Source organism: Ruminococcus sp. YE71 (assembly GCF_900119155.1).
In the GTDB taxonomy this organism is placed as follows: Bacteria; Bacillota; Clostridia; order Oscillospirales; family Ruminococcaceae; genus YE71.
Map to the genome: position 1 here is coordinate 1 of NZ_FPIR01000007.1, position 26,849 is coordinate 26,849.

General features: G+C 54.7%; 26 protein-coding genes and 1 tRNA gene. 10 read left to right on the forward strand and 17 right to left on the reverse strand.

Annotated features, from left to right (window positions below; translation table 11 throughout):
• On the forward strand, window positions 1–312 hold a 312-nt coding region (locus BT142_RS19045), incomplete at its 5' end, for a hypothetical protein (RefSeq protein WP_175545489.1).
• Window positions 313–731: 419 nt separating this feature from the next.
• Here the strand turns inward: BT142_RS19045 and BT142_RS07995 are convergent.
• Window positions 732–1,280, reverse strand: a complete 549-nt coding sequence (locus tag BT142_RS07995) for a helix-turn-helix domain-containing protein (RefSeq protein ID WP_072417684.1) — start codon at window positions 1,278–1,280, stop codon at window positions 732–734.
• 60 nt (window positions 1,281–1,340) lie between these two features.
• A complete protein-coding gene (locus BT142_RS08000) occupies window positions 1,341–1,826 on the reverse strand; it encodes a metallophosphoesterase family protein (RefSeq protein WP_072417685.1) in 486 nt (161 codons plus the stop codon).
• Window positions 1,827–1,931: 105 nt separating this feature from the next.
• Here BT142_RS08000 and BT142_RS08005 point away from each other — a divergent pair, with 105 nt between their 5' ends.
• The 3 genes from BT142_RS08005 to BT142_RS08015 are packed head-to-tail and all read left to right on the forward strand — an operon-like array spanning window position 1,932 to window position 2,826.
• On the forward strand, window positions 1,932–2,195 hold the full coding sequence (locus BT142_RS08005) for a hypothetical protein (protein WP_084659387.1): 264 nt from the start codon (window positions 1,932–1,934) through the stop codon (window positions 2,193–2,195).
• Window position 2,196: 1 nt separating this feature from the next.
• Window positions 2,197–2,541 (forward strand): hypothetical protein, encoded by a 345-nt coding sequence (locus tag BT142_RS08010; RefSeq protein WP_072417686.1) that lies wholly within the window; start codon window positions 2,197–2,199, stop codon window positions 2,539–2,541.
• A 30-nt stretch (window positions 2,542–2,571) separates the two neighbouring features.
• On the forward strand, window positions 2,572–2,826 hold the full coding sequence (locus BT142_RS08015) for a hypothetical protein (protein ID WP_072417687.1): 255 nt from the start codon (window positions 2,572–2,574) through the stop codon (window positions 2,824–2,826).
• Here the strand turns inward: BT142_RS08015 and BT142_RS08020 are convergent, their stop codons facing one another.
• The 10 genes from BT142_RS08020 to BT142_RS08065 all read right to left on the reverse strand — a co-directional run bounded on the left by BT142_RS08020 (window position 2,827) and on the right by BT142_RS08065 (window position 14,007).
• Entirely contained in the window at window positions 2,827–4,794 is a 1,968-nt protein-coding gene (locus tag BT142_RS08020; protein ID WP_084659388.1) for a ComEC/Rec2 family competence protein, read from the reverse strand.
• A gap of 252 nt (window positions 4,795–5,046) precedes the next feature.
• On the reverse strand, window positions 5,047–7,731 hold the full coding sequence (locus BT142_RS08025; protein ID WP_242871943.1) for a glycoside hydrolase family 9 protein: 2,685 nt from the start codon (window positions 7,729–7,731) through the stop codon (window positions 5,047–5,049).
• A 173-nt stretch (window positions 7,732–7,904) separates the two neighbouring features.
• A complete protein-coding gene (locus BT142_RS08030; RefSeq protein WP_072417689.1) occupies window positions 7,905–8,528 on the reverse strand; it encodes a regulatory protein RecX in 624 nt (207 codons plus the stop codon).
• Window position 8,529: 1 nt separating this feature from the next.
• Window positions 8,530–9,753: a recombinase RecA gene (gene recA / locus BT142_RS08035; protein ID WP_072417690.1), complete on the reverse strand. Its 1,224-nt coding sequence runs from the start codon at window positions 9,751–9,753 to the stop codon at window positions 8,530–8,532.
• A 111-nt stretch (window positions 9,754–9,864) separates the two neighbouring features.
• Entirely contained in the window at window positions 9,865–10,800 is a 936-nt protein-coding gene (locus tag BT142_RS08040; RefSeq protein WP_072417691.1) for a DUF1648 domain-containing protein, read from the reverse strand.
• Between the two features lie 41 nt (window positions 10,801–10,841).
• A complete protein-coding gene (locus BT142_RS08045; protein ID WP_072417692.1) occupies window positions 10,842–11,411 on the reverse strand; it encodes a DUF5662 family protein in 570 nt (189 codons plus the stop codon).
• Window positions 11,412–11,424: 13 nt separating this feature from the next.
• Window positions 11,425–12,096, reverse strand: a complete 672-nt coding sequence (locus BT142_RS08050; protein ID WP_072417693.1) for a uracil-DNA glycosylase — start codon at window positions 12,094–12,096, stop codon at window positions 11,425–11,427.
• Complete coding sequence (locus BT142_RS08055; RefSeq protein ID WP_072417694.1) at window positions 12,096–12,350, reverse strand: hypothetical protein; 255 nt, start codon at window positions 12,348–12,350, stop codon at window positions 12,096–12,098. The genes BT142_RS08050 and BT142_RS08055 overlap by 1 nt, the downstream gene beginning before the upstream one ends.
• Before the next feature lie 161 nt (window positions 12,351–12,511).
• Window positions 12,512–13,570: a lysylphosphatidylglycerol synthase transmembrane domain-containing protein gene (locus tag BT142_RS08060; RefSeq protein WP_072417695.1), complete on the reverse strand. Its 1,059-nt coding sequence runs from the start codon at window positions 13,568–13,570 to the stop codon at window positions 12,512–12,514.
• A 364-nt stretch (window positions 13,571–13,934) separates the two neighbouring features.
• Window positions 13,935–14,007 (reverse strand) — tRNA-Arg (locus BT142_RS08065).
• A 620-nt stretch (window positions 14,008–14,627) separates the two neighbouring features.
• Between BT142_RS08065 and BT142_RS08070 the strand changes: the two genes are divergently transcribed.
• Together BT142_RS08070 and BT142_RS08075 are read left to right on the forward strand one after the other, a co-directional pair.
• Window positions 14,628–15,344, forward strand: coding sequence for an ABC transporter ATP-binding protein (locus BT142_RS08070; RefSeq protein ID WP_072417696.1), 717 nt, complete (start codon window positions 14,628–14,630; stop codon window positions 15,342–15,344).
• 13 nt (window positions 15,345–15,357) lie between these two features.
• Window positions 15,358–16,284 carry a SufB/SufD family protein gene (locus BT142_RS08075; protein WP_072417697.1) on the forward strand — a complete coding sequence of 309 codons (927 nt, stop codon included), beginning with the start codon at window positions 15,358–15,360 and terminating at the stop codon, window positions 16,282–16,284.
• Between the two features lie 38 nt (window positions 16,285–16,322).
• On the opposite strand, the gene BT142_RS08080 is transcribed toward BT142_RS08075, so the two are convergent.
• The 3 genes from BT142_RS08080 to BT142_RS08090 are packed head-to-tail and all read right to left on the reverse strand — an operon-like array spanning window position 16,323 to window position 19,487.
• A complete protein-coding gene (locus BT142_RS08080; RefSeq protein WP_072417698.1) occupies window positions 16,323–16,628 on the reverse strand; it encodes a cyclic-phosphate processing receiver domain-containing protein in 306 nt (101 codons plus the stop codon).
• A 15-nt stretch (window positions 16,629–16,643) separates the two neighbouring features.
• A complete protein-coding gene (recQ, locus tag BT142_RS08085) occupies window positions 16,644–18,857 on the reverse strand; it encodes a DNA helicase RecQ (protein ID WP_072417699.1) in 2,214 nt (737 codons plus the stop codon).
• 60 nt (window positions 18,858–18,917) lie between these two features.
• Window positions 18,918–19,487 carry a tRNA 5-(aminomethyl)-2-thiouridylate-methyltransferase MnmM gene (locus BT142_RS08090; protein WP_072417700.1) on the reverse strand — a complete coding sequence of 190 codons (570 nt, stop codon included), beginning with the start codon at window positions 19,485–19,487 and terminating at the stop codon, window positions 18,918–18,920.
• Between the two features lie 653 nt (window positions 19,488–20,140).
• Between BT142_RS08090 and BT142_RS08095 the strand changes: the two genes are divergently transcribed.
• From BT142_RS08095 to BT142_RS08110, 4 genes are all read left to right on the forward strand, one after another.
• On the forward strand, window positions 20,141–20,713 hold the full coding sequence (locus tag BT142_RS08095) for an NAD(P)H-dependent oxidoreductase (RefSeq protein WP_072417701.1): 573 nt from the start codon (window positions 20,141–20,143) through the stop codon (window positions 20,711–20,713).
• A gap of 5 nt (window positions 20,714–20,718) precedes the next feature.
• Complete coding sequence (locus tag BT142_RS08100) at window positions 20,719–21,510, forward strand: mechanosensitive ion channel family protein (protein ID WP_072417702.1); 792 nt, start codon at window positions 20,719–20,721, stop codon at window positions 21,508–21,510.
• Between the two features lie 149 nt (window positions 21,511–21,659).
• Window positions 21,660–22,805 carry an SLC13 family permease gene (locus BT142_RS08105; protein WP_072417703.1) on the forward strand — a complete coding sequence of 382 codons (1,146 nt, stop codon included), beginning with the start codon at window positions 21,660–21,662 and terminating at the stop codon, window positions 22,803–22,805.
• 205 nt (window positions 22,806–23,010) lie between these two features.
• On the forward strand, window positions 23,011–24,438 hold the full coding sequence (locus tag BT142_RS08110; RefSeq protein WP_072417704.1) for a GGDEF domain-containing protein: 1,428 nt from the start codon (window positions 23,011–23,013) through the stop codon (window positions 24,436–24,438).
• Window positions 24,439–24,683: 245 nt separating this feature from the next.
• Here BT142_RS08110 and BT142_RS08115 read toward each other — a convergent pair whose 3' ends face one another.
• On the reverse strand, window positions 24,684–26,132 hold the full coding sequence (locus BT142_RS08115; protein WP_072417705.1) for a HAMP domain-containing sensor histidine kinase: 1,449 nt from the start codon (window positions 26,130–26,132) through the stop codon (window positions 24,684–24,686).
• On the reverse strand, window positions 26,122–26,796 hold the full coding sequence (locus tag BT142_RS08120; RefSeq protein WP_084659389.1) for a response regulator transcription factor: 675 nt from the start codon (window positions 26,794–26,796) through the stop codon (window positions 26,122–26,124). Before BT142_RS08120 ends, BT142_RS08115 begins: the two co-directional genes overlap by 11 nt.
• Window positions 26,797–26,849 lie beyond the last annotated feature (53 nt).

Below are 26,849 nucleotides of genomic sequence, written 5' to 3' on the forward strand. Positions count from 1 at the left end.
TCCGACAGTTCTTCTGATTCGGACAGCAGCTCGCAGACCGACAGCAAGACCGACTCCGAGACCAGCTCGACAGGCTCGGGCACTGACGGCGATTCCTCGAACACTTCGAGTACCACCAGCACGACCAGCTCCACGACCAACTCGACTACCACTACTTCCACAAGCACAGGTACGGGTACAGGCACAAGCGGCGGCGGAACAGATAACCCCAACACGGGCGCAAGCTCGGCGGCATCGGTGGTTGTCCTGCTCACAGCAGCTGCACTCGTGATGGTTCGCAAAAAGTCGGACGACGACAAGGACGAAAAGTAAAGCGCACAACAGCACCTGACTGACAAAGTCCTGACGGTGCCTGCGGAGAATATCCGCGGGCACCGTTTTTTTGCCTTTTTGGGAATTAACTAAGGCGGCTTCCATTCCAAAGACTTTTAATATGTTGGCAGTTTGCTGTGTTCGGGAAGATAGACTCTCACCGTTTCATGAGTGACCATCTGAAAAATACGCTCAATGATGCGTTACACTCTCACGAACGTCTTTTTGGCAAGGACAAACAATTGAAGAGAAGAGCGCCAAACTTCCCGACCCACACAAATTAAGAAAGAAACACCACAAGCCAAAAAGTATTAAAAGTTTTAGGAAAGGGGTTTGGGGGATAACCCTTTTTCAAAAGGGTTTCCCCCAAGAAAAACACCCCGTCAGCACACACAAAAACCCCGTGAGCGCGTAAACGTTCACGGGGTTTGGTTGGTGAGCAGTTGCCGTGCGAGGGATTCGCAGCGGGCGATGGTTTTTCGGAAATCGGGGACTGAGCTCAGGCGAGGTTCTATCCTGCCGCTGTGTTCGGTGTGTGCGAGCCTGTCAGCGAGAAGCTGTGCGAGCTTTTGCGCGTCCTCGTCCGTCAGTCCGAACAGGCTGTCGGAGTTGTGCGTATCCGAAAGGTAGAGCGAGCGCATCAGCAGGTAACCGCTCAGCAGGAGATGCGTCCTGACCGTTTCCGCAAGCGCGTCGCCGCCCGACTCAGCCAGCTGCGAGATAAGTTCAAACAGCCCGACGAGTTCGCCGTCCGCGTCCCTTTCCTCAGCCGCCCCCAGCGACAGCCCGACGCCGTATATCCCCAGCAGCTCCGCCGCGGATTCGGCAGAGACGCGCCTTTTGCCGTTCTCGATCATCGAGAGGTTCGATTGGGTCAGCCCTGCTTTTTCGGCAGCCTGCTGCTGTGTCAGCCCTGCGTTGAGCCTGCACTGGCGGAGCAGACCGCTGATATTGCTCTTATCGGTCATATTTTCTGCCTTTCTTTGACAAAATGCCGTGAACTTTTCGCTCACGGCATGAATAAACTATTAGTAGTCCGTAAGGTCTACGTGGCAGCAGAGTATACCGCTGGGCGTGATGTCCACGAACGCATAGCAGGGCGGCAGACCGTCCCTCGGCATCGCTGCCGAGCCCGGATTCAGGATATGAATGCCGTTTCGGTACTGATAAAAACGTTCATGAGTATGCCCGAACAGTATCACCTGCGCTCCCAGCGACTTTCCCTTCTCGATAAGTTCATCGAGGTCGCTGCGGACGTGGAAACGGTGTCCGTGAGTATAGAAGACCTTCACCTTGCCCGCGTTGTAGAGGTCGGAATCGGGCGTAAAGGAATTGTAGTCGCAGTTGCCCGCAACGTTAAGTATCTGCTTTTCGGGATAAACTATCCTGAGCTTATCGATATCCTTCTCGCCGTCGCCGAGAAACAGGAAGGTATAGACCTGCTGATTTCTTTCAATAATCTCTCTTGCAGCATGAAAATCCCCGTGAGTATCGGAGAAAACAATCAAGCGCATATGAACTTCCCCCTATTGTTCTGCCTATAACTATTTATTATATTATCATATCACAGTATGACAATAAAGTAAAGTCCCCATTTTTCAATTAAAGGAGAAATTTTTATGAACAACAGAACCGACAAAAATTCGCCCCCGAAAGGGCCTGCCGCGGACGCACTTTTCAAAGCTGCGGCGGCAAAATTAGGGTGCAGTCCCGAACAGCTGAAAGCCCGTATCGAGAGCGGCACCCTTGAAAAAAGCCTGCGTTCGTCCGCAGACCCGAGGCTTCGCGCCGCCGCCGACGCTCTCTCCGACCCGAAAACGGCAGAGCGGCTCAGAAACGACCCCAACGCACAGGCGCTGATGAAAAAGTTCGGCGGAAAATGACATGGATGACATAATGACCATGCTTCAGGGGGCGCTTTCCGACCCCGAAACGGCGCAGAAGATAAACGGTCTGCTCTCCTCGCTCGGTTCATCCGAACCCGAGACGCCGCCGCCCGAACCGAAGCTCCCCGACGGAAAAGCGCTCCCCGATATGCAGAAGCTGATGCAGGTTTCGCAGGTGCTGAGTTCGAGCGGTTCAAACGACCCGTACATCGTACTGCTGACCTCTCTGCGGCCGCTGCTGAAAAGCGAGACCCAGCTGAAACTCGACCGCGTGGTGAAGATATTCAGGCTGATGTCGGCGTACCCTGCGATAAAGGAGTCGGGACTGCTGGAAATGCTGTAAACTCCGAGAAAGGAACAAGGTGGTGAGAGGATGGATGAGGGATTTCGTTCGATGCAGGAGGAAGCGGTGCGCCGCGTCATGGAGATGCAGCGCAGGGCGCAGAGCTATACCGAGCCGCCCCCCGAGCCCGAGCCCGAAAAACCGCCTGCCGCCGACCTGCTGAGCGAGCTTGTCGGCATCGGCCTTGACGAGGAAAAGGCGCTGCTGGGTCTGCTCATCTACATCCTCTACAAGAACGGCGCGGACATGAAGCTGCTGCTGGGGCTGGGGTACCTGCTGCTGTAGTCACCCGAGGGCGACCCGTGAAATGCCAGTAAACCCGTCGGCGCGGTACACTTCCCCGTCGATGGTGACGCTGTCCTTTTCGAGCCGCAGACTGTGTCCGCGAAGCTCGACGCTGTAACCGTCGCCGCAGGTGACCCGCACCTTTTCCGCGGTCACGGCGGTCCCATTCGGCATCGGCAGTACGCCGCCGCTGCCATCGGGCGCATAGACCGACCCGAGGGAGGGGAGGGTTTTCAGGTATCTGAGCCGCGTCGTCTGGGCATTCCCGAGGACGAACAGGCTGACCCTGCGGATGTTGTTCTGCTTGGCGGTCTGTCGGGCGTGATACCTCGCTCTTCCGCCGCTCCCGATGTCGAATACCAGCAGTCTGCCGTCGGCGACCACCTCAGCCGTGTAGCCGCGGGAGTCGGGGATGATCGTCACCGAGTCGGCAGGTCTGACCAGCGAAAGCACCGACGCTGACGCGCATATCACAAGTGCCGCCGACACGCAGACCGCTGCCGAGCGGCGTTTTTCTTTGCCGAGCACAGCCGCGAGGATGACGACCGCCGCACCTGCCGCTCCCAGCATCACGAACTGCGGACGATGCGAGACCCCCGTGTAGGTCAGCGGTATCCGCGTGAGGATTCCGCACAGACGGATGACCGCTCCTGCGAGCAGCTCGGCGGCGTAGACCGCAGGGGTCAGCAGACAGCCGCTCAGCATGAACAGGAAGGCACAGCTCAGACACACGGTGCAGACGGGCAGCAGGAGCAGATTCGCGGCGGCGAAGAACAGCGGTATCTCGCTGAAAAACATCGCCGCAAACGGAAATGTCACCGTGAAGATGGTGAAGCAGGCAACCGCAAGGCTCTTCACACCGCCCCTCTCCTCGCGCTCGGTGAGGGCGGGCAGGATGGCGTTCGCCGCCAGCGCCGCCGAGAAGGACAGCAGGAACGAAGCCGACGTGACCGCATACGGACAGCCGAGGGTGATGATGACCGCCGCCGCCCCGAGGGAATTCGGCGCGTGGCTCCGCCTTCCGAAAAACACCGCCGTGTACCCGAAACCGCTGATGATGCAGGCTCGCACCACCGACGGTGAGCCCCCTGCGAACACCGCAAAGGCGGCGAGTATCGCGATCATGACGGCAGAGCGCAGTTTCTTCGGGCGGACGAACACCGTCAGCAGACGCATGATGAACGCGCTGAGGATAACGATGTGGGTGCCCGACACCGCGAAAATGTGTCCCAGTCCCGAGCGGTAGACGGCGTCGGTGGTGTCGGCATCGAGGTACGAGCGGTCGGAGCAGAGGATGCTGATGAGAAACGCCCCTGCCTGCCCGCCGCACCGCCTGCGGATGCTCGCGATGGTGTACCGCCGCAGTCTGCCGATGAGCCGCAGGGGATAGCTCCCGACCCCAAGCCGCGTGACCTCCGCCGTACCCAGCGACTGAATGAATATCCCCTGCGAAGCGGCTCTGTCCTCGCCGTCGTAGAGTGCGGTGTTCTCGGGGACAGCGGCGGTGAAAACCGCACGCACCCTGTCGCCGACCCCGACCGTGCAGTTCTCCGACCAGACGGTCGTCCGAAGGCGTGTGCCGTCCTCAAGCCTGCCTTTCACAGTCAGGCGGTCTTTCCTGCCGCTCACCTGAACCGCATCGGTGACCACGCCTTCCACAGTGACCTCGCTGCCCGAAAGCGCCCTCAGCCTGTCGGCGGTGAACTTCCCGTAACCCGACACGCAGACCGCACCCGCCAGCGCCGCCGCCGACACAAGCACTGCGTACCTGCTGTACTTCGCACCGCGCAAAAGAAAAACCGCAGAGACAAACGTCACTGCGGTAAAAATACAAATTGACGGAACTGTGCCAACAAACAAGACCGCGAAGATCCCACCCAGCCATCCAAGCCCTGCAAACCCGAGCTTAACAGTGAGTTTCGCGCTGTTCTTCACACATCCCATAGGTTGGCGCTCCTTACTTTTCATGAGTGAGGGTTTTGCTGGGGGAAACCTTTCTGAAGAAAGGTTCTCCCCCAGACCCCTTTCCAAAGACTTTTAATATTGTCTTTCGTTTGTTGTGGTTTGGGAGATTGACTATCACCATTTCATGTGATGCCGACTGATAAATACGCTCAAATGGTGCGTTGACCACTATCGTCCGTCTTTTTGGCAAGGGACAAGCAAAATAGCAGAAGAACCACTATCTCCCCAAATAAATCCCGCACTCACAAAGCGGATTTATTTCTCGTTTTTGAGTTTTATCAGTTTGAAGACGAACACTTCTATGGAGATGAGGGCGATTATGGCACCTGCGGCTATTACTATTGCGAGGACGGTCTTGTTCACGCCGCCGCTGTCCTTGTCGGAGTCGGAGGACTGTTCTTTGACGAGTTTTTCGGTGGAGTGTTTTTTCTCGGAGGGGTCGGATTTTTTCTCGTCGTAGGTAGTGTTCTCGTTCGACTGACCGCCGCCGCCTTCATTTTCGTTGCCGATAGCCGCGCCGCCCTCACCGGGCTTTATCTCGGCGTTGAGCGCGGTGAACGCGGTCAGCCATGCCAGCGTCGCGTTCCAGTTGATGGTGCATTCGTTGACGCACCATGCCTCGATATGGTCAAGATAGCATTTCTGCGCGGGTATCTCGCCCTTTTTCCAGCCCGAGCCCTTCACCCACGGGTCCTGCATACCGCTGTTCGGGCCGCCTGCCATAACGCCGCAGGGCGCCTTCGGGAAGCTGTCGTCTATCTGCTTCGACCAGAAGCGGTGATGAGGGTACTCGGTGGTGTGGGTGCCGTAGCCTGTGACGTAGCTGTAGTCCATCGCGTTGCGGCCGAGCAGGTAGTCCATGCCCGAGAGTGCGCCGTCGGTGTACTTGTCGGCGTCGCCGCCTGCGTAGCCTGCCGCGTAGGCGAGCACTATGGCGTTGTCGCCAACGAAGGAGTTTGAACCCCACTGATAGCCCTTGTCGCTGTCGTTATAGCTGAGGGTGCTCTGTGCGTAGGGCAGACCGTAGCCCTGCTGTTCTTCGAGCCCGAGGTAGTACTCGGCGGCTTTTTTCAGGCTTTCCTTCGCCTTGTCCGAGTCCTCGCTCTTGTTGATAAGTGCGCTGAAGGTACCGAGAGCGGCGGTGTTGCCCCAGTCGAAAGTACCCACCGAATCAACGCTCTCGCCGCTTCCGAGGGAAGTGGGAACGTTCATATAGAAGTCCGACTTCTTCGCGTCGGAGAGGTAATCCTTGTCGCCCGTTGTGATGAACAGCTCCTCAGCCGCCCAGTAGAATTCGTCGGTCACGTCGGTATCGCCGTAAGCGCCGCCGCCCACCGCCTCGTCGAGAGGTGCGAACATATTGTCGTGCTTCTGCGCCGCCTTGTAAGCCTTTTCAGCGGCTTCAAGGCAGGTCTTGGAGAAGTCGGGGTCGAGCTCCTTCCACAGTCTCGACGCCTGAGCCGCGCACGCCGCAAGGTTGAGGGTCGCCGCAGTTGTGGGGGGCTTGATGATGCGCTTCTTGTCGTCGTCGGCAGGCGCAACGCCGAGACCCGTCCACTTTTCGTCGTGAGCCTTGTGGTAAGCCATGCCGTCGTAATCGCCGCCGCTTATCTGCATTTTCAGCATCCACTCCATCTCGAAGCGAGCCTCGTCCAGCAGGTCGGGGAAGCCGTTTGCGTTCTCGGGCAGGCTCATGGAGCCGTCCGCGAATATCTTCTCACAGCCGTTTGCCGCCGCGTATTCGTAGAGATTCTGGAGCATCCACAGAGAAAGACCGCCGTTGACGGTGTATTTTCCGTGGTCGCCAGCGTCGTACCAGCCGCCCGTGACATCGACCGAGCCCGAGGTGCCGCTGTAGCCCCACGTATGCTCGACCTCCGCCATGTCAGAGGTATGACCTGCCGCTCTTGCGAGGGCGTTCTTGTCGCCCGAGGTGATGTAATCGCTCTTTATCTCGATACCGCTTCGGTTCTGGTAGAAGTAGTTAAGCGCATCGTACAGCAGCGCCGAATAGTCGCTGACCTCATCCTTTGCGAAGACCTTGAAATCGCGGCTGACCGCGCCGTTTTCGGCTTCGATGTGGTAAGTGCCGCTTTCCTTCAGCTCCGAGAAATCGAGGGTGTGGACGGTATCGCCCGAGTCCTCGTCGAAGCCGAAGTATTCGCTCTTGCCCGACCAGACCTTCTCGCCCGAGTCGTTCACAAGGTCGAACTTGACCGAGGACTTATCGGTGCAGAGCAGGGTAGCCTTTTTCTCGCGCTCCGCGAAGTAGCCCACCTGATTTGTGAGGATATCGGCTCTCTTCCACGGCTCGGCGTGAACGTAGTCGTTCTCGTCGCTCGTCAGGTCGATAAGCGACATATTGTCGAAGGTGATGACGGTACCTGCGGTGAAGCATCCGCCGGGGGTATACTGACCGTCTCCGCCGAGGTGGAACGCCCACTCCGCGACCTCGATGGTCTGACCCGCCGTGAAAGTCAGGTCAACGTGTTTGGTCTCGCCTGCGCTGATAGTCAGCGGATCCCATGTCGCGTCGAGGTCGTAGCCGTTGGACATATTGTGCCACACCTCAACGTTGCCTTCGAGGTTGCCGATCTTGGTGTAGTACTTTCCGCTGTTTGACGCGGTGATGTCGTAGCTGACCTGATACTGATGTCCCGCCACGATCTTGAGACCGCGGTGTCTGAACTGGCAGTCCCATCTGTCCTCGCCGCCTGCCGAAGCTCCGCCCGGGTTGACGATGGTGATCTTATACACGCCGTTGTCGATCTCGAACTCCATCTCTCCGGGGTCGCTCTCGCAGATATGCCACGGAAGTCCTGCGCCGTCGTCGAAATTCGTCTGACCGAGCTGCTGACCTGCAAACGCCGTTACCGCGTTGCAGGACATCAGCGCCGCCGCCGACATTCCCGCAATAAATCTTTTCGCTGTTTTTTTCACTCTTCTGTACCTCTTTACTTTCCTATATAGAATACCGTCGGTTACGGTATTTTCAGCTGTTTTGTAAGAATTGTATTGTCCTGTTTTTTGGGGGAGAGTGCAGAGCTAAGGCGGTGGTCTCCCTCCCTCCTAAACTTTTTGATACTCTGGCGTAAACGGGACGGTGTGCGATATTACAGGTCGGGTTCTTCTCCGAGAAGTTCTATCGCCTGCTTTATCTCCGAAAAACTATATCCTTGACGCGCAAGCGCATTTTTCAGCTTCTGCATCATCGCCCTGTCCTCGGGGTCATAATACTTCATGTACTTCTTCCGTACAAGCTCCGCCGCCCGCTCCGACGCTGTCTCCTCATACGGCTCCAGCGCTTCCTTGATGAGCCTCATCGGTATCCCCTTCTCACGCATATACGGCAGCGCACGGTATGCCCCAAGCAGCTTTGTCTCGCACAGCCGCACCGCCAGCGCTTCCGCATATCGGCGGTCGTTCAGAAATCCCAGCTCCGCCAGCTTGTCCGCCACCTCGAAGCAGATGTCCTCGTCATAGTTGTCCATCAGCTTCTTCACCAGCTCGGCATACGAGTAGCCCCTGTAGTCCAGCAGGTACATCGCCCGTTCTCTCGCACGCCTGAACACGTCCGCGTGAACTATCTCCGCCCACGCGCTCTCGGGGACGGTCATGCCGCCCTTCAGACCGTAGCGCGAGATTATATCCGCGTTCATACAGACAGGCTCACCCTGTGAGAGGGTGAGCTTCATTGTCCTGCCTTTAAACTTTTCTATGCTTTCGATGGTCGGCATATCATTCGCCCAGCTTCGAGATGTCCACGGGTGCGAACTCCTCGAAGTCGTCGTCGCCGCTCACTTCAAGGTCGATACCCGAAGCAGGCGTGAAGGAATCGTTATCCTGCATAGCCGCCGCGGCTTCCGCCTTTTCTTCGAGCTTCGACTTCTTCTTTGCGGGGGCAGCCACGCTGTCCGCGTCCTGAAGTCTGAGCTTTTCGAGTATCTGATCCTCGAACTCCTTCATGATGTCGGGATGTTCTTTAAGGAACTGCTTGGCGTTGTCTCTGCCCTGACCGAGCTTCATATCGCCGTAGCTGAACCATGCGCCGCCCTTCTTTGCGATGTCGAGATCGACTGCAAGGTCGAGCACCTCGCCCGTGCGGCAGATACCCTCGCCGTACATGATGTCGAACTCGCACTCCTTGAACGGGGGAGCGACCTTATTCTTGACTATCTTTACTCTTGTGCGGTTGCCGACTATCTCGCTTCCGTCCTTGATAGCCTCGCCCTTGCGGACGTCCATTCTCACCGACGCGTAGAATTTAAGAGCTCTTCCGCCGGGGGTAGTCTCGGGGTTGCCGTACATTACGCCGATCTTCTCGCGTATCTGGTTGATGAAGATAGCCGCGCAGTTGGATTTTGCGAGCACGGAAGTAAGTTTTCTCATCGCCTGCGACATCAGTCTTGCGAGCTGACCAACGTGAGTATCGCCCATTTCGCCGTCTATCTCGGCTTTGGTGACCATCGCGGCTACCGAGTCGATAACGATGCAGTCGATAGCGCCCGAGCGAGCCAGTGCCTCAGCTATTTCGAGAGCCTGTTCGCCGCTGTCGGGCTGTGAAACGAGCATACTGTCGATATCCACGCCGAGTTTTTTTGCGTAGTTGGGGTCGAGGGCGTGCTCAACGTCGATGAACGCCACCTCGCCGCCGAGTTTCTGTGTCTCTGCTATGCAGTGGAGCGCAACGGTAGTCTTACCCGAAGATTCGGGACCGTACAGTTCAATGATACGTCCTCTCGGGATACCGCCTATACCGAGCGCAAGGTCGAGGGTCATAGAACCTGTAGGTATCGCCTCGATATCGAGCTTTTCGTTCGCGCCGAGCTTCATGATAGCGCCCTTTCCGAACTTCTTCTCAATATACTGTATCGCGGTGTCGAGAGCTTTTTTCTTCTCATCCGCATCGGTGATCTTTACCACGGGTCTTACGCCGTCTTTTTTCTTCTTGTCTATTGCCATTTTCTGTACCTGCCTTTCAAGGAGTGTTGTTTTTTTCCTTGATTATATTATACCACAACAATTGTCCCTGATGTGGGACAATAAGAAAATTTCTGCATTTTTTTGAGGATCTTATTTCTTCTCTGCCTTCTTTTTGATTGCATACGTTACAAATGATACCGTACAAAGCAATACAAACAAGCCGGCTGAGATCATGCCTATGCTTATTTCCATATCCAACTGCGTATTCCACCAGAAAAAGAAAAGCCCGAATATCAGCTTTAATTTGTCCGTCAGTGAAACGAGCCGGTCATTATGCTTTTTGCCTGCCTTCACAGAGATGATCTCTGTAACAGTAAGCAGGATTATCATCAAAGCGTGCGGTATGAGCAAAAGCCGTTTGTCCAGATAGCTGCCGAAATTCGCAAAGTAAGCCAGACCGTTATAGTCGGGGTCATAATAGAGCTTTTCGTCGCAGGGATGCCTGTCCCAGCTTTCAGCAAGCGCAGCAACAGTACCGGCTGCCAGCAGCCATGCGGTCAGACGGCTTACCCTGTGAAAAAGGTTTGAGCCGGGGGTATCATCATTTCTGATCCTGTGCTTCAGGCAGGTCATTATCTGTATTATGATACTGATGAGTATTATTGTCAGATCGATGTTCATGGTGCTGCGTACCAGAGCCGCATTCAAAGGCTGCTGCACGGCTACGCTGTATGTCCAGTCTGAAAAAATAACTGTCGGTATGAACAGCAATATATCAAGGGTGAGCAGCAATTCAGACCTGAACAGCATTTCACCCTTTTCGCTTATTTTCAGCCCCGAGTCTTTCTTTTTGATGACATGATCCGCAAGTGCAATACCGGCTGTCATCAGCCATCCGAACACCTGAGGGTAAAAGCCGTAAATTTTGGAAGCGAATTCATTGAAATTGCCGTCCCCGTCAAAATGCATCCCGATCTCAGCAGGAAGGTCGTTCCATTTTATCAGAAAAAAGACAAGGCTTGCCGCAAGCGTGACAACATTTACTGAAAACAATATGCGATGTATCAGCACAACGCCTTTTTTCATTGATCTCACCTCTATTCCGGTCTGTATTAAAGAGACTGTTTTCAGTACCTTTTCAGCCTGCGGATATACGCAAAGGTATAGTCCTCGCCCTTTTCAGCGAGCATCCTGAGCAGGCGCTCTATCAGCCGCGAGGTGTCGGGGTGTATAGCCCTCACGCCCTTTGCCCTCATAAAATACTCCAGCGGATCCGAATCGGTATAATTCACACCATTATATATCTTTCCCGCCGCTACTCTGTCACAGAACATCTCCTTGACATAATTGAGCGGCATCTTCACGGGCGTCATCAGTCTCGTCTTCGGATCATAGTCCGTCCAGTACTCGAAATGATGCTTGTTTCTGCCCTTATGATGCATCCACGCGTGCGAAAAGCCGTATCTGTCACGTTCGCCTTCATTCGGGGAGCGCGTGCCCTGATAATTGAGCACCCCGTAGACGAACTCCGACGGCATATACTTCGACAGGTCATGGAACAGCCCCTGAAAGCCTATCCCAGCCCTGAAACAGTGCCGCATCACCATATGGCGGTGACGGGTTATAGTCTTGAAATGTCCTGCCGCATTTGCAAGCAGGTCGATGTGTTCTTTTTCTTTCTGTAGTCTGACCCTCATAGCGACCTCCCGATCAGGTGTCAAGTCTCCAGTCGATAGGCTCTATGCCGTTGGCTGTGAGGAAGTTGTTCACGCCGCTGAAATGTCTGCATCCGAAAAAGCCGTTATAAGCCGAGAGTGGCGACGGATGTGCGGCGGTAAATATTGCGTGTCTCGGCTCTGTGATGAGCGGTGCTTTCTGCCGTGCGTTACCTCCCCACAAAATGAACGCAGTCGGCTGTTCACGCTCGTTAAGGCGGCGAATGATCTCATCGGTGATCTGTTCCCAGCCCTTGCCCTTATGAGAGTTCGCCTGACCCGCTCTTACAGTCAGCACACTGTTGAGCAGCAGCACGCCCTGTTTTGCCCAGGCGGTAAGTTCGCCGTGCTGAGGGGCGGGGATACCGAGGTCGGCGTTAAGTTCCTTAAAGATATTTTGCAGGCTCGGCGGCGGCTGAACGCCTTTTTTGACCGAGAAGCAAAGACCGTGAGCCTGACCCTCGCCATGGTAGGGGTCCTGACCGATGATAACGGCCTTAACGTCATCGTAATCGGTATATTTCAGGGCGTTAAAAATATCATACATTGAGGGATAAACGGTATAGGAGTCATATTCCTTTTTAAGGAATTCGCGAAGTTTAAGGTAGTGTTCGGAAGCGAAGACATCTGCGAGCCGTTGATCCCAGCCATTACCGATATGCACCATCAGAAGAACCCGCTGGTACTGCCTGCGGCGGCGCTGATAACGATACCGAGTATCATAACAGCGGCGATCGCGAGCATAATAATGCGCATATAGAGAGGTTTATCGCTCTGAGGGCGAGGAGCCTTCACAGGCTGTTGTCTATGGAGGGGTTCGATCTCATCGGGTTGAGACTGTGTAATTTTTTCAGCGGCAGGTTTAGGAGCGCCGCCTGAAGGCTTACGTTTTTTATATTTTTTCTTTTTATTATCAGCCATAATATATTCCTCCGAAAATGATCAGCGAATGCCGATAGATTATCACTTTATTATACCACAGCCATCTGAAAAAGTCAATATCCCGAACCGCGCAGACGGGACGTTTGCCTTTATACAAAAATCCCGAAAGCATTGTCCGCTTTCGGGATAAAAAAATCAGCTTACTGATTACTGTTCTTTTCTATTTTTTCAAGCTCTTTTTTGTCTTTTCGCATTACTATTATATGCGCCGCAAGCGTTACGATTCCGCCAACGATCAACAGTAAGTAAAAACTTAACCCTCGACTTATCAATAACGCAGGCTTGACTAACTCCTTGCCGAATATCCTCCCGAACGAGAGAATGAAACAACCTTCCGTTATTCCCGCCGCTCCAGGTAAAGGTAACATCTCAACAGCAACACCTATCATCACCTGTAACGTCAGTATGTTAAAATAACTTACCCCGCTCAGGTCGTAAGCCTTGTAAACTATCCACGTTACCGAAAATAAACAAAGCCTCTGTATCGCCGTCATTAAAAGTATTTTCACCATTACTGACGGGTTCTCTCTGACATATACCGCTCCGAGCGTGTAGTTGTCGCATATCTTCATTATCTTCTGCGAATATTTGCCGCTCTTGCCTTCGCGGATGATGCCCTTTCCTGTCAGTATGTCAACTATCTTGATGCCCGCGATACGTACCTTGTCAGGCCGCTTTAAAAGGTATAACAACGCCCCGATGAACAGTATGTTCAGCACAAACCCCAGCAATAACAGCCATCCCAGCTTTCCCGCATATCGGAATACCGTTGAACTGTTTATCGCCATCAGCAATAAGCCCATTATCACAAGTACACCCTTGTAGGCTATCGTTATCAAAACCATGATGAGCGACGAAAGCCCCAGCTTTACACCGTCCTTGCTCATGTAGTACATCTGGGCAGGCTGACCGCCTGACGCCGACGGCGTGATGTAGCTGAAAAAGAACCCGATGAATGAGTATTTCAGACACTTCCTCATGCTGATACGCTTGTACTTGAACAGCCGCAGGATGTAGAAGATGATGCTCGACTCGCCCGCGACAAAAAAGAATACCGCAAGAATACCTGCGGCTATCCACTCGGGACGCGCTTCCGTCAGGTCGTCGATTATCTGCCCGAGCTCCTGACCCTTGAAAAGCAGTCGGAATGTCAGCCACAGCATGACTCCGATGAACCCGAGGTCTATTACGTATTTCATAGAGCCTTTCAGTTTCTTGCCTATAGCCGACACCTCCTTTTTTTACACTTCTTTCCAATATTATTGTACCATCATATACCGCCGATGTCAATAGACAGAATCGCGATATGTGGCATTGATCTCCGATCAAAACAAAACTCCCTTTTTACAAATGTGTTCCTGAAATAAATCGGAATTTGCAGGGGCAGTGACCCCTGCACCAATGCCCTCAAGCTACACAAACCTTGGTTTTTGTCAAATGAGAATGCGAGGGCATCGAGCCGTCCGCCCGAGGACAAATTCCGATCTTTCTTATTAACAGCACAAAATTAAAAGGAGATAAACAAAAAAGGACTTCCGAAAAAGCCCTTTTTGCTTCCGCAAGCGTCCCTGAGACGATTCGAACGTCCGACCCTTCGCTTAGGAGGCGAATGCTCTATCCCCTGAGCTACAGAGACATATGCTAAAGATTATTATATCATATCATCGCCCCCTTGTCAAGTCCCGTTCGCCCGTTTTTTTTCCCGATTCTCCCCTTTTTGCCCCCTCTATTCGTGAATTTTTTCTTACTGTTTTCCCTAAACCCCCTCCGCCACTTGATTTTTCTATACAGATAGTGTATAATATAAATATTATTTATTATCCTCCACGCATCTCGCTGACGGGAAGAGTGCGGGCTTTTCTTGGGGGAAACCCTTTTGAAAAAGGGTTATCCCCTTGCCGTGCGTAGCTAAGGCGGCCCCCATTCCTAAAACTTTTAATATGTTGTTTATTTGTTGCGGTCGGGAAGATAGTCCCTTGACATTTCAAGAGATACCATCTGACAAATATGCTCAAATGGCGCGTTACGCACTTATGAACGTCTTTTTGGCAAGATACAAGCTATATAGCAGGAGAACTACAATCTTCCCGACCAACACAAAGTCGGGAAGAAACACCCACAGCCAAAAAGCATTAAAAGTCTTTGGAAGGGGGTCTGGGGGAGAACCTTTCTTCAGAAAGGTTTCCCCCAGCGAAAACCCGCACTCTCCCCCCGTAAAAAACAGCGCGGAGGGCAGATAAAGGAGAAATGTAACTTATGTTAGAGCTTAAAAATATTTCGTTTGCGGTCGAGGGGGCTGAGATCATTGATGATCTTTCGCTGACGGTACCCGACGGCAGATTTGTAGTCATCACGGGTCCGAACGGCGGCGGCAAGTCCACCATCGCGAAGATAATCGCAGGCATTGAGAAGCCCTCATCGGGCAAGATACTGCTCAACGGCGAGGACATCACGGATATGTCCATCACCGACCGTGCGAAAAGCGGCATAGCGTTTGCGTTCCAGCAGCCTGTACGCTTCAAGGGTCTGAACGTTTTCGACCTGCTCCGCATCGCGGCAGGCAAGCGCATCAATGTTTCCGAAGCCTGTGAGTACCTTGCCGAGGTTGGTCTGTGCGCGAAGGACTACATCGACCGCGAAGTCACCGCTTCGCTTTCGGGCGGCGAGCTCAAGCGCATCGAGATCGCGACTGTGCTGGCGAGAAAAGCGTCCCTGTGCGTGTTCGACGAGCCCGAGGCAGGAATCGACCTGTGGAGCTTCCGCAACCTGACGCGCATCTTCGAGAATATGCGCACCGAGCAGACCGACCGCACCATCATCATCATCTCGCATCAGGAGCGTATTCTGAACATCGCTGATGAGATAGTCGTTCTGGCTGACGGCAAGGTCAAAGAGCAGGGCACACGCGATGAGATATATCCGAGGCTCGCAGGTTCGGAGCTTGCGGCAGAGCCTTGCAGAAAGCTCGTGTAAGGAGGCGGTCACAATGGTAAAGTTAGACGAGATACAGAAGAGACTTATGCAGGAGGTCGCCGACCTCCACAGCGTTCCCGAGGGAGCGTACAATTTCCGTGCGAACGGTGAGCTGGCTGGCAGACAGACCACGGAAAACATAGATATAGTGTCGAAATCGGACGTTTCGGGCATCGACATCCGCATCAAGGACGGCACCAGGAACGAGAGCGTTCACATCCCCGTAGTGCTCAGCGCGAGCGGCCACAAGGAGACTGTGTACAACGACTTCTACGTTGGTGAGAACTGCGACGTGCTCATCGTGGCAGGCTGCGGCATCGACAACTGCGGCACTGGCGACAGCGAACACGACGGCGTTCACAGATTCTTCGTCGGCAAGGGCTCAAAGGTCAAGTACGTCGAGAAACACTACGGCTCGGGCGAAGGTACGGGCAAGCGTATCCTCAACCCCGTGACTGAGGTCTATATGGAAGAAAACAGCACCGTTGAGATGGAAATGGTGCAGATAAAGGGCGTTGACTCCACTAAGCGTGAGACCAAAGCCGAGCTGAAAGCGGGCGCAAGACTTGTAGTCCGCGAAAGACTTATGACTCACGGCGAACAGTTCGCTCACAGCGTGTATAACGTTACACTCGACGGCGACGGCTCCAGCGCAGACGTTGTCTCGCGCTCGGTCGCAAGGGACAAGTCCTACCAGAAACTTGACCTCTGCGTCCTCGGCAACGCCGCCTGTACAGGTCACACCGAATGCGACTCTATCATAATGGACGAGGGCCGCATCCTCGCACTCCCCGCCCTCGAAGCAAACAACGTTGACGCTCAGCTCGTTCACGAAGCCGCTATCGGCAAGATAGCAGGCGAACAGCTCATCAAACTCATGACCCTCGGCCTCACCGAAGCCGAAGCCGAAGAACAGATAATCAACGGATTCCTGAAATAAACAAACAGTCCGAAAGCATGACGCTTTCGGACTGTTCTTTATTTATACAGCGTGTTCATTGTTACGATCGAATCCTTGAAGTTTTCCTCGGCGTATCGGCTCATCTCTGCCATGCCCTCGATGTGGTTGCTGTGGATATTGATGTGCTGCGGCTTTTTACCGTTTTCCTTCATCCATTTTAGTATGTCGAGACCCGTGTGCTCTTCGCCGAGATGGTAATCAAGGCTCACAAATTCAAAATCCCCAAAGATATTGAAATACATTATGCAGTCCTCGTAGCTTCTGACACATTCAAAACCCTTGGGAAATTCTCTCGAATCATCAACGAATAGCTTAAGACCCATGTTTTTTCCTCCCTTTCAGAAAGAACAATGCTCGGATATGAGCTTTTGTGCGGTGCGTTTCAGAACCAGAACGGTGAGGGTGCCGTTTTCGGTGACTTTGGCGGAGAGCGCCATGCCGTTGATGCCGCCTTTGGGGGTGACGGTGCAGGCGTCGCCGTCGAAGCGGACGTAGCCGCCGTCGGTGAGGAAGTTCCGCACGAGTTCGAGGGCTTCGGCTTCGGGGATGTGGTTTTCGCCTGCGATTCGGGAGGCGGTCTCTTCGAGGGTAAGGGAGGCAGGGTAGATCTTCCTCATGGTCTCGTCGGCGAATTCCGACTGGGAGCGGCTTCGGCGTTCGAGGTCGCGCTCGGAAGCTGATACAGTCTCCTTGCTTCCGCCGCCGTTTTCGGCGAGGTAGGCGGAAATAACGGCTGTGAACTGTTCGCCGTAGCGTTCGGCTTTTTTCTGACCCACTCCCGACACCAGCAGGAAGCTCGTGTAATCGGTGGGCAGTTTGCGGCACATATCGTGGAGCGACGCGTCAGAGAAGATAATATAAGCAGGGACTTTCGCACTCTCGGCTATCTCGGAGCGAAGTTCGCGCAGACGGCCGAACAGCTCGGCGTTTTCCTCGTAGGCGCCGCCGCGGCTTCTGGTGCCTGCCAAAGCCCTGCCCTTCGGCTCCGACTTCTTGAACGCCATCGTGAACCTGCCGTCCTCGAACAGCAGTTCACGGGATTTCATGCCGAGTATCAGCTCGCCGAAGTCGCCCTTTCGCATATAGCCCTTGTCCACCAGCCCGTTTATCACCTCGCGGATGCGGATGATGCTGGTGTCGCTCATGATACCGTAGGTCGAAAGCTCGTCGGCGTGGAACTGCTTTATCCTCTGCGCCTTCGAGCCGTGCAGAACGTCCGCCACGAAAGGCGCACCCATTTTCAGGCGTTTCTGGGCAAGGCGGTAGACGCAGCTGAGTATCTTCCGCGCCGCGAGGGTCACATCCTCGGTGACGAAATCCGCCGCGCAGTTGGAGCACTTGCAGCACATCGTCCCCGACTTCTCGCCGAAGTATTCGAGTATGTACTTGCGCAGGCAGTCGGTAGTGGTGCAGTAGCGGGTCATTTCGTCCAGGCGCTTGTAGTCGCGCTTGCGAAGTTTCAGGCGGGTCTCGTCGTCGAGGTCGGCGTCGTCGTTGGAGTTGTCGATGAGCCATCGGGCGGTCATGACATCCTTGCGCGAAAAAAGCAGCGTGCAGACCGCTTCACTGCCGTCGCGTCCTGCTCTGCCTGCTTCCTGATAGTATGCTTCAAGGTTCTTCGGCATATTGTAGTGTATGACGAAGCTGACGTTCGACTTGTCGATACCCATGCCGAAAGCGTTGGTGGCGGTCATGACGCGGACGCGGTCATAGAGGAAGTCATCCTGATTGCGGCGGCGTTCCTCGTCGGACAGACCTGCGTGGTAACGGGTACAGAGTATGCCCTGTTCGTTCAGCTCGTCGCAGACCTGCTCCACCGCCTTGCGCGTCGCACAGTAGATTATACCCGACTGCCCCTCGTAGCTCTGAACAAGGCGCACGGTCTCGCCGAGCTTGTCCTTCGGCTCGCGAACCGCGAAGTAGAGGTTCTGTCGGTCAAAGCCCGTGGTCAGGCTGAAAGGGTCTTGCAGACCGAGCATATCCACGATGTCCCTGCGGACGATGTCGGTGGCGGTCGCCGTGAAAGCCGCCATTATCGGGCGGTTCGGCAGGCTCTCCGCGAACTCGCGTATTTTAAGGTAGGCAGGTCGGAAGTCCTGTCCCCACTGACTGACGCAGTGAGCTTCATCGACCGCTATCATCTCTATGGGGGCGCTCATGGCAAAGCTGCGGAAGGACGGCGCGTCGAGACGTTCGGGAGCCACGTAGATGAGCTTGTACGCCCCCTGCTCGGCTCTCGACATGGCGGTGGCGAACTGCGCGGACGTCAGCGAACTGTTGATGTAGGCGGTGGGTATGCCCTGCTGTATCAGTGCGTTCACCTGGTCTTTCATCAGCGAGATGAGCGGAGAGATGACAAGGGTGATGCCGCGCATCATGATGGCAGGCAGCTGATAGCAGACGGATTTTCCTGCGCCCGTCGGCATGACCCCCAGCACATCCCGCCGCGAGAGGATGCTGTCAACAAGCTGCTCCTGACCGCTGCGGAAGCCCTCGTGTCCGAAACAGCGTCTCAGCAGCTCGTATTTTACCCTTTCGATGTTCTTCTCCATTGAGAAGCTACTTCCTTTCTGTAACGGTCGGTGTTGTTTTGCCCGTGCCGCGCTTTTCTGTCAGCGCCCCTTGTATATCCTTACCGAAATGGGCGGCTCGTTGGGACGGTTCACGAACCGGCTCACAAGGGCGGTGTACTCCCTCACGGGCAGCTCGCTCATGAGTTTCAGCAGCGCGTCGCGCTCCTCGTAGCCCGTGTCCCTGCCGTAGTATATCGACAGACTCATGACACCGTCGGGCTTCAGAAGACGCAGACCCTTCTCGACTGCTTCGATGCTGGTGTCCTTGCGCGTGTTCACACTGTGGTCGCCCCCCGGCAGCCAGCCGAAGTTGAAAACTATCGCCGCAACCGTGCCCTCGTCAGCGTACTTGTCTATCTCCGAATGGCTCTCGCAGAATACCTCCGCACGCTCCGAAAATCCACGCTGCTCCAGCAGCTCGTTGGTGCTCTTCACCGCGTCGGGCTGGATGTCGAACGCCAGCACCTTTCCGCTTTCACCTACCAGCCCGCACAGAAACGCGGTGTCGTTGCCCCTTCCCGCTGTGCAGTCTATACAAAGGTCGCCCTCCTTAACGTGCGCCGCAAGAAACTCGTGCGCAAGCTGCACAGTCCCAAACTGACTTGCCATCTTAACACTCCTTAATCATTGTTTGTGCTCTCTACGGGGGAGAGTGCGGGTCTTGCTGGGGGAAACCCGCCTTAGCTTCGCACGGCCGCCTTAGCTTCGCACGGCCGCCTTAGCTTCGCACGGCCGCCTTAGCTTCGCACGGCCGCCTTAGCTTCGCACGGCCGCCTTAGCTTCGCACGGCTAGAAGAAAGGTTCTCCCCCAGACCCCTTTCCAAAGACTTTTAATATGTCGTTCGTTTGATGTGGCAGGGAAGATAGACTATCACCGCTTCAAGAGTGACTATCTGAAAAAATTTCCGCAAATGAGGTGTAAACCTCTATCGAACGTCTTTTTGGCAAAGGACGCGCTATATAGTAGAAGAACCACCATCTTCCCGATCAACACAAATTAGTAAAGAAGCACCAACAAGCCAAAAAGTATTAAAAGTTTTAGGAAAGGGGTTTGGGGGAGAACCCTTTTTCAAAAGGGTTTCCCCCAAGAATTCCCGCACTCTCCCCACCGAGAGAGCGGTCTATTTCATTATAGCATAATTTGAGGGGAAAGTGTGGGGCGGATGGGAAATTCGGCGAAATATACAACTGCGGGGGTTGAAAAGAGGGGGAATATGTGGTATAATATTATTTAGAATATTTTTTGGAAGGCGGGTGTTGGTATGAAAACATTGTATGTTAATGCTGCGGTCAGGAGCGGGTCTCGGACGGCGGAGCTTGCGCGTGAGGTGCTGGGGCATCTCGGCGGCGACGTGACGGAGATAAGACCTCACGAGTGCGGTTTTCCCGTTGCGGACGAGGGGTTTCTTGCGAAGCGTGACAAAGCCTGTGCCGCGGGGAATCTTTCGGGAGAGATGTTCTCGGCAGCAAGGCAGTTTGCGCAGGCTGACACCATCGTCATCGCGGCGCCGTTCTGGGACTTGTCGTTCCCTGCCGCGCTGAAACAGTACTTTGAACAAATAAACGTCGTCGGGCTGACCTTCACCTACCGCGATGGCAGACCAGTCAGCCTCTGCCGTGCGAAACGGCTTTTCTACGTCACCACCGCAGGGGGCAGGATATTCTCGGCGGAGTACGGGTTCGGGTACGTCAGGGCGCTGGCGGAGAGCTTTTACGGGATAGGCGAATGCGTCATGTTCTCGGCGGAAAGGCTGGATGAATACGGCTTCGACGCCGACGCCGCCATGGAACAGGCAAAACACGAGATAGGGGTGTACTTCTCACGACAAGGATAAAACTTATGGAATTTCTGGAGACACTGCCGGAAAACAAACTCTTCCTCCGCACGGCGAAGTCGCTGGGGCTCATCATCGCCGTCTGGATAGGGTGGACGATATTCAAGAGCGCATATGAGCGCTTCATTACAAAGCGCGAGGGGCTCAGGGGTGCTACGGGCACCTTCACGACCGCGGCTCTCGGCATCATAAGGGTCGCCGTCATGCTGCTGACCGCCATAGCAGTCTTGCAGATAAACGGCGTGAACGTGACTTCGCTGGTGGCAGGTCTCGGTATCGTCAGCGTTATCGTGGGTCTTGCCTTGCAGGATATGCTGAAGGACGTCATCATGGGCATACATATCCTCTCGGACAATTTCTTCCGCGTCGGCGATGTGGTGAAATACGGCGACATCGAAGGCACGGTGGTGGACTTCAATCTCCACACCACGAAGATACGCAGCATCGACACGCGTGACGTGATGGTGGTCTGCAACCGCTGTATCGACACGGTGGTGAAGCGCTCGACGATGACGGACATCGACATCGGGCTTTCCTACGAGGACGACTACCGCAGGGTAAACGAGGTCATGAAGGGCATCTGCGCAAGGATAGGCGGCATGGAAGGCATCGACAGGTGCGAATATAAGGGCACACAGGATTTCGGCGAGTCCGCGGTCATCTACAGAGTGCGCATCTTCTGCCGACCCGAACAGCGTCCCGAGCTCAGACGCTGCTGTCTCAGGCTGATACAGTACGAGCTGACAAGGGCGGGGCTCAGGATACCCTATCAGCAGATAGACGTTCACAGCGTGTGAACCCCTGCCGTTTCGTTCGTTTCGACAAAAGAACGGCAGTCTGTGAAGGCCCATTTCGGAAAAACGGCAATTGCTTTTCACGAGCGTTTGTGTTATAATCTTCTTTGGCATTCTCAAAAACGAGACACAGCCGCGAAAAGGAACGGAATATGGAAAAAATAAAAGCATTTCTCAAAAAGGAGCTGATGCTCACGGTCTCGGCGGCGGCTGCTGCCGCGGCGATGTTCATCACTCCCCCGAGCAGACGGCTGCTCACCGACATCGACTGGAAAACGCTCGGCACTCTGCTGATGATGCTGTGCGTGCTGGAAGGCTTCAAGCAGGAGAACGTCCTCAGACCGCTGGTGGCGTTCACGTCGAAGCTGAAAAAAATGACGAGCGTTTCGCTGTTTCTGATATTCGGGGTGTTCTTCACCTCGATGTTCGTTACGAACGACGTTTCGCTCATAATCTTCGTCCCGCTGACGATACTCATCTTCCGCGGCGCGGACAAGGAAAAATACATACTCCCCGTCATCTCGATGGAGAACATCGCCGCTATCAGAGGTTCTCTGCTGACCCCCTTCGGCAGTCCGCAGAACCTGTTCCTCTACGGAAAGTCGGGGACAAGCGCGAAGAACTTCATGCTCCATATGCTGCCGCTGAACCTTATGTCGGCGGTGCTGCTGGTGATATTCGTGATGGTGCTCTACCGAAAGGACATCCGCGAGCCTATCGAGGTCGATCCCGAAAAGACTTCCTCATCATGGGCGCCCGAGGGTAAGGTGAAAAGGATAGCCTACAGCCTGCTGTTCCTGTTCGTGATAGGCGTCATCGTGACGCGCACACCTTACTGGTACATCGCGCTGGCAGTGGTGCTGGCAGTCATCGTGGCGGTTGACAGAGGGCTGTTCCGCAAGGTCGATTACGTGCTGCTGTTCACCTTCCTCTGCTTCTTCATCTTCTCGTCCTCGATAGCCGCAAACGACAGCATCTCGCGCTTTCTCGGCAAGGCGGTGGCAGGACACGAGTACTGGTGGAGCATCGGGCTCAGTCAGCTTATATCGAATGTGCCTGCGTCCATCGTGCTGTACCCCTTCACCGAGAATTTCGCAGGGCTGATATACGGCGCGGATACGGCAGGTCTCGTGTCGCTCATCGGGTCGCTGGCAAGCGTCATAAACTACCGCATCTACGTCCGCGAATACCCCGACTGCGGCGGAAAGTTCATCAAGGTGTTCACCCTCGTGAGCTGGGCGTTCTTCGCAGTTGTGGTGATACCCGGCTACCTCCTCAGCAGCTGGAGATTCTTCTGAAAAAAAGAAACTTCCCCCGACGTACCGCCAAAGCTGCGTCGGGGATTTTTTGAATTTTTTCACAAAAAGGCTTGAACAATAGATGAATTTATGGTAAAATATAATATAGGGCGTGGTTCTTAACGGGGGAAACCTTTCTGAAGAAAGGGTCTCCCCCAAGACAGACCCGCAGTCAGTGAAAATTAAAGAACAAGGAGGCAATTATATGGATTTTCAGTCATGGATAGGGAACGTTGAGGGTGCGGCGAGCATTTATGCGTTTGACATACATTCCGACGGGAGTTTTAGCGAGATACGGCTGATGGCGTTCAACAGCAAGAACTTCTTCATGAACAGTCTGCCGCCCGAAGCCCCGAAGTTCTATCCCGGGATACCCTACAGGACGTATTTCACCGACCTGAATTTCGAGAGCTTCGTATACAAGAGCGCAAGCACGCGCGAGCCGCTCTACTCCTACGTCAACGCGCGCGGCGTGTGGCTAAAGGGCTTCTATCTGCCCATCGACAAGCCTGTTGACCCTTCGGGCGGAGCGGCGAAGCCTGCCGAGAATTCCGACGGTTCACGGACGGTCTACTGCCTGTACACCGCCACCTTCTCGCCCGAGGTCGAGACCGACTCGATGAACCAGCGCTCCACCGACATCTCAAACGCGGTCATGAACATCAGCATCAAGCTCCACGAGACCAACGACTTCTACCAGAACATGGCTGCCGCGGCAGGCGAGATAATGGATTTCTGCGGCGCGGAAAGATGCTCGCTCTACATGGTCGATACGAGCAATCAGAAATGCTGCTTCATCAACAGGCACGGCGTTCAGGAAGCGCGGCTGAAACAGTTCGCCGAGGAGATGGAGTGTACCCCCTTCGAGCTGGCGATGCACTGGGAGAAAGACCTCGCAAACAGCGACTGCCTGCTGCTGGATGACCTGAAAGTCATCGAGGAGCGCGACCCTCTCTGGTACAGATCGCTGAACAAAAACGAAATCAGAAGTCTCATACTCTTCGCGGTGCGGTTCAATCATATGCTGGTGGGCTACATCTGGGCGGCGAATTTCGACACCTCGAAGATGATGAAGATAAAAGAGACCCTCGAACTCAGCACCTTCATGATAGGCGCGGTCATCGCGAACCATCAGCTGGTGTCACGCCTTGAAGTGAAGAGCTCCATCGACGGGCTGACACAGGTCAGCAACCGCAACGCCATGAACGAACGCGTCGATGCCTTTGTCACGGGCAGGGAAAAACTTCCCGAACGGATGGGCATCGTATTTGCCGACCTCAACGGTCTCAAGACCGTCAACGACAAGCAGGGTCACGACGCCGGCGACAGACTGCTCAGCAACGCAGGCTCGCTTCTCAGGGTCGTGTTCGGCGAACACGAGATATACCGCGCAGGCGGCGATGAGTTCGTGGTGTTCTGCCCCGATATTGGCGAGAAAAAACTCGCACAGCTGGCGGCACAGCTCCGCGCCCTCGCCGACAGCACCGAGGACGTGAGCTTCGCCATAGGTACGGTCAGCTGCTCGGGCGAGTACGACATATGCCGCGCTATGCAGACCGCCGACGAGAATATGTACAAGGATAAAGAGGAATTCTACCGCCTTCACCCCGAAAAAGACCGCCGCAAGACCTGACAGATAATATCGGCAGAGAGCATCGTGCTTTCTGCCGATATTTTTTTGCCCGTTTTGTGCATTCGGACGAATTTAGATTTTTTCTAAATACCTTTGAACTGCGGGTTTAACTGGTGGAAACCTTACAGTTCTATCCTATTCAGTTGTTATCTCTTGAAGCGGTGATAGCCTGTCTTCCCGATCACGTCTAACGAACGACATATTAAAAGTTTTAGTGAGGGTCTTCCCCCAAGAAAAAACCACACTCACAACACGTCAAGCTCCACAGTGAAGACGCTGCCGCGGCCGAGGGTTGATTCGGCTTTGCAGGTGCCGTTGTGCTGGGACACGGTTTGGCGGACGATAGCGAGGCCGAGGCCTGAGACGCCTTTGCCTTTGCGCTGGCGGTTGGTGTAGTACTTGTCCCAGATGCGGCCGAGTTCTTCGGGTGGGATGCCTTTTCCGCGGTCGGAGATTTCGAGCACTGCCCTGCCGTCCTGTTCTTTCAGGCAGATGCCGACCCATTTTCCGTCGCCCGTGTGTCTCACGGCGTTGTCGATGAGGTTATACACCGCCCTCATCAGCCTTGAAGAGTTTCCGCGGACGCGGATATTTTCGGCGATACTGCGTTCAAAGACATAGCCGTCCTTGGCGTAAAGGCTCTCGAAGCTGTCGGTCACGGTGGATACTACACCGCTATAGTCAACATTCTCGGCGACGGGTTCGCTGTCGGACATTTGCAGCTCGGAGTATTCGAGTATCTCGTTCACGAGAGCGGTCAGGCGGTCGGTCTCCCTGACGATAACGGCGACGTCCTCGGCGCACTGTTTTTCGTCGGAGTGGGACATATCCCTTATCATCTCCGCATAGCCCTTTATCATAGTCAGCGGCGTGCGCAGGTCGTGAGAAACGTTTGCGAGGAGTTCGTTTTGGAACTCCTTGTTTTTTTTCAGCTTTTCGTCGGTCTTGTCGAGGGTGGCGTTCAGTTCGTCGAGCTCGGAGCAGAAGCCCTTGCGGAATTCGGCATCCGAGGTGTTTTCGCCGAGGGTGTGGGCTTTTTCGTTCAGCTGCGAGATGGGCAGCGAGAACCTTCGGGACATGAACCACGCCAGCACAAAGCCTGCTCCCACCGACAAGAACGTCACGATCATCAGCTGTATGCGGATGATACGCGCCGCCGAGCCCACCGCGCCGAGGGTCGTGCCGAGAAACAGCACGGCTTTTTCGCCGCCGAAGTCGATGTACTTGCCGTAGACGTACATATGGTCGTTCATGAACTCGGTCTCGCCGCTGTCCGACGACGCAAGCTCACTGAGGAACCTGTCGTAGTAGGCAGGCAGCTCCCTGTAGTTGTCCGCGTCCTCGTGACCCCTGCCGCCCCTGTGATGGTGAAAGACGGTCTCGGTCTCGTCGAGCCCGTTGTGACCGTTCTTGTATTCGTCGGCGCAGTAGAGGATGTTCCCCTCGGTGTCCGTGATGTAGACGAGCAGGGAATTGTCGCTGGAAATGCCGTCGAGCTGTTCGCCTGCGTCGGTATCGGAGCTGTACGAGGTTATCTTTTTCGCGGCGGACTTGGTGTTCTTGATTATCATCACGTTGTAGAAGCTCTGCAAAAACACCGTCTGCAACAGCCACAGCACCGAAAAGATGATGGCGGTAAAGAGCATGAAGAGCCCCAGCAGTTTTTTGCGGAATGAAAGTGTCTTACGCTTCAAACTTGTATCCCACCCCTCTGACCGACCTGATGCTGTCGCGGTATCTGCCCAGCTTGTTCCGCAGGAGCTTTATCTGCCAGTCCACCGTCCTGTCAACGCCGAAGCTGTCGTAGCCCCACACCTCGTTCAGTATCCTGTCGCGTGAAAGCACGATGCCCCTGTTGCTGACAAAGAGCATCAGCAGGGCGAATTCCTTTGCGGTCAGCTCGTTTTTTGTGCCGTCCGCCGTCACCGTCAGCCCGAAGGTGTCGATCTCAAGGCCGCCGATGGTCACGATGCCGCTGCTTGTGTCGGGAGCGGCGGCTTTTTTTCGGCTCATGACCGCCTTGATGCGTGCCATCAGCTCCATCGGCGAGAAGGGCTTGGTGACATAATCATCCACGCCCACCTCGAAGCCGAACAGCTTGTCGAATTCGGTACCCCTCGCCGAAAGCATGATGACGGGGATATCCTTCATCTCTTTTATCTTCTTGCAGGCGGTGAAGCCGTCGGTATCGGGCATCATGATGTCCATGACTATCAGGTCGAAATCGGCATCCCTGCAGGCGTCTATCGCCTGCCTGCCGTCCGAAGCGGAGGTCACGTCGCAGCCCTCACGTTCGGCGTAGCGGCTTATCAGCGTGATTATATCGGGTTCATCGTCAACGATAAGTATTCTTGGCACGGTACACACCCCCATCTGATACCATTATACACGAAAATCGCCCGTTTGTAAAG

Excerpts from the sequence above, each read along its gene's own strand:
- BT142_RS08015 (WP_072417687.1), top strand. The coding sequence starts at position 2,572 with ATGGATGAGGGATTTCGTTCGATGCAGGAGGAAGCGGTGCGCCGCGTC.
- BT142_RS08045 (WP_072417692.1), bottom strand. The coding sequence starts at position 11,411 with ATGAGGGTCAGACTACAGAAAGAAAAAGAACACATCGACCTGCTTGCA.
- BT142_RS08075 (WP_072417697.1), top strand. The coding sequence starts at position 15,358 with ATGGTAAAGTTAGACGAGATACAGAAGAGACTTATGCAGGAGGTCGCC.
- BT142_RS07995 (WP_072417684.1), bottom strand. The coding sequence starts at position 1,280 with ATGACCGATAAGAGCAATATCAGCGGTCTGCTCCGCCAGTGCAGGCTC.
- BT142_RS08070 (WP_072417696.1), top strand. The coding sequence starts at position 14,628 with ATGTTAGAGCTTAAAAATATTTCGTTTGCGGTCGAGGGGGCTGAGATC.
- BT142_RS08040 (WP_072417691.1), bottom strand. The coding sequence starts at position 10,800 with ATGAAAAAAGGCGTTGTGCTGATACATCGCATATTGTTTTCAGTAAAT.
- BT142_RS08060 (WP_072417695.1), bottom strand. The coding sequence starts at position 13,570 with ATGAAATACGTAATAGACCTCGGGTTCATCGGAGTCATGCTGTGGCTG.
- BT142_RS08010 (WP_072417686.1), top strand. The coding sequence starts at position 2,197 with ATGGATGACATAATGACCATGCTTCAGGGGGCGCTTTCCGACCCCGAA.
- BT142_RS08000 (WP_072417685.1), bottom strand. The coding sequence starts at position 1,826 with ATGCGCTTGATTGTTTTCTCCGATACTCACGGGGATTTTCATGCTGCA.
- recA (WP_072417690.1), bottom strand. The coding sequence starts at position 9,753 with ATGGCAATAGACAAGAAGAAAAAAGACGGCGTAAGACCCGTGGTAAAG.
- BT142_RS08105 (WP_072417703.1), top strand. The coding sequence starts at position 21,660 with ATGGAAAAAATAAAAGCATTTCTCAAAAAGGAGCTGATGCTCACGGTC.
- BT142_RS08110 (WP_072417704.1), top strand. The coding sequence starts at position 23,011 with ATGGATTTTCAGTCATGGATAGGGAACGTTGAGGGTGCGGCGAGCATT.
- BT142_RS08005 (WP_084659387.1), top strand. The coding sequence starts at position 1,932 with ATGAACAACAGAACCGACAAAAATTCGCCCCCGAAAGGGCCTGCCGCG.
- BT142_RS08050 (WP_072417693.1), bottom strand. The coding sequence starts at position 12,096 with ATGGTGCATATCGGTAATGGCTGGGATCAACGGCTCGCAGATGTCTTC.
- BT142_RS08100 (WP_072417702.1), top strand. The coding sequence starts at position 20,719 with ATGGAATTTCTGGAGACACTGCCGGAAAACAAACTCTTCCTCCGCACG.
- BT142_RS08055 (WP_072417694.1), bottom strand. The coding sequence starts at position 12,350 with ATGGCTGATAATAAAAAGAAAAAATATAAAAAACGTAAGCCTTCAGGC.
- BT142_RS08030 (WP_072417689.1), bottom strand. The coding sequence starts at position 8,528 with ATGCCGACCATCGAAAGCATAGAAAAGTTTAAAGGCAGGACAATGAAG.
- recQ (WP_072417699.1), bottom strand. The coding sequence starts at position 18,857 with ATGGAGAAGAACATCGAAAGGGTAAAATACGAGCTGCTGAGACGCTGT.
- BT142_RS08080 (WP_072417698.1), bottom strand. The coding sequence starts at position 16,628 with ATGGGTCTTAAGCTATTCGTTGATGATTCGAGAGAATTTCCCAAGGGT.
- BT142_RS08020 (WP_084659388.1), bottom strand. The coding sequence starts at position 4,794 with ATGAAAAGTAAGGAGCGCCAACCTATGGGATGTGTGAAGAACAGCGCG.
- BT142_RS08095 (WP_072417701.1), top strand. The coding sequence starts at position 20,141 with ATGAAAACATTGTATGTTAATGCTGCGGTCAGGAGCGGGTCTCGGACG.
- BT142_RS08090 (WP_072417700.1), bottom strand. The coding sequence starts at position 19,487 with ATGGCAAGTCAGTTTGGGACTGTGCAGCTTGCGCACGAGTTTCTTGCG.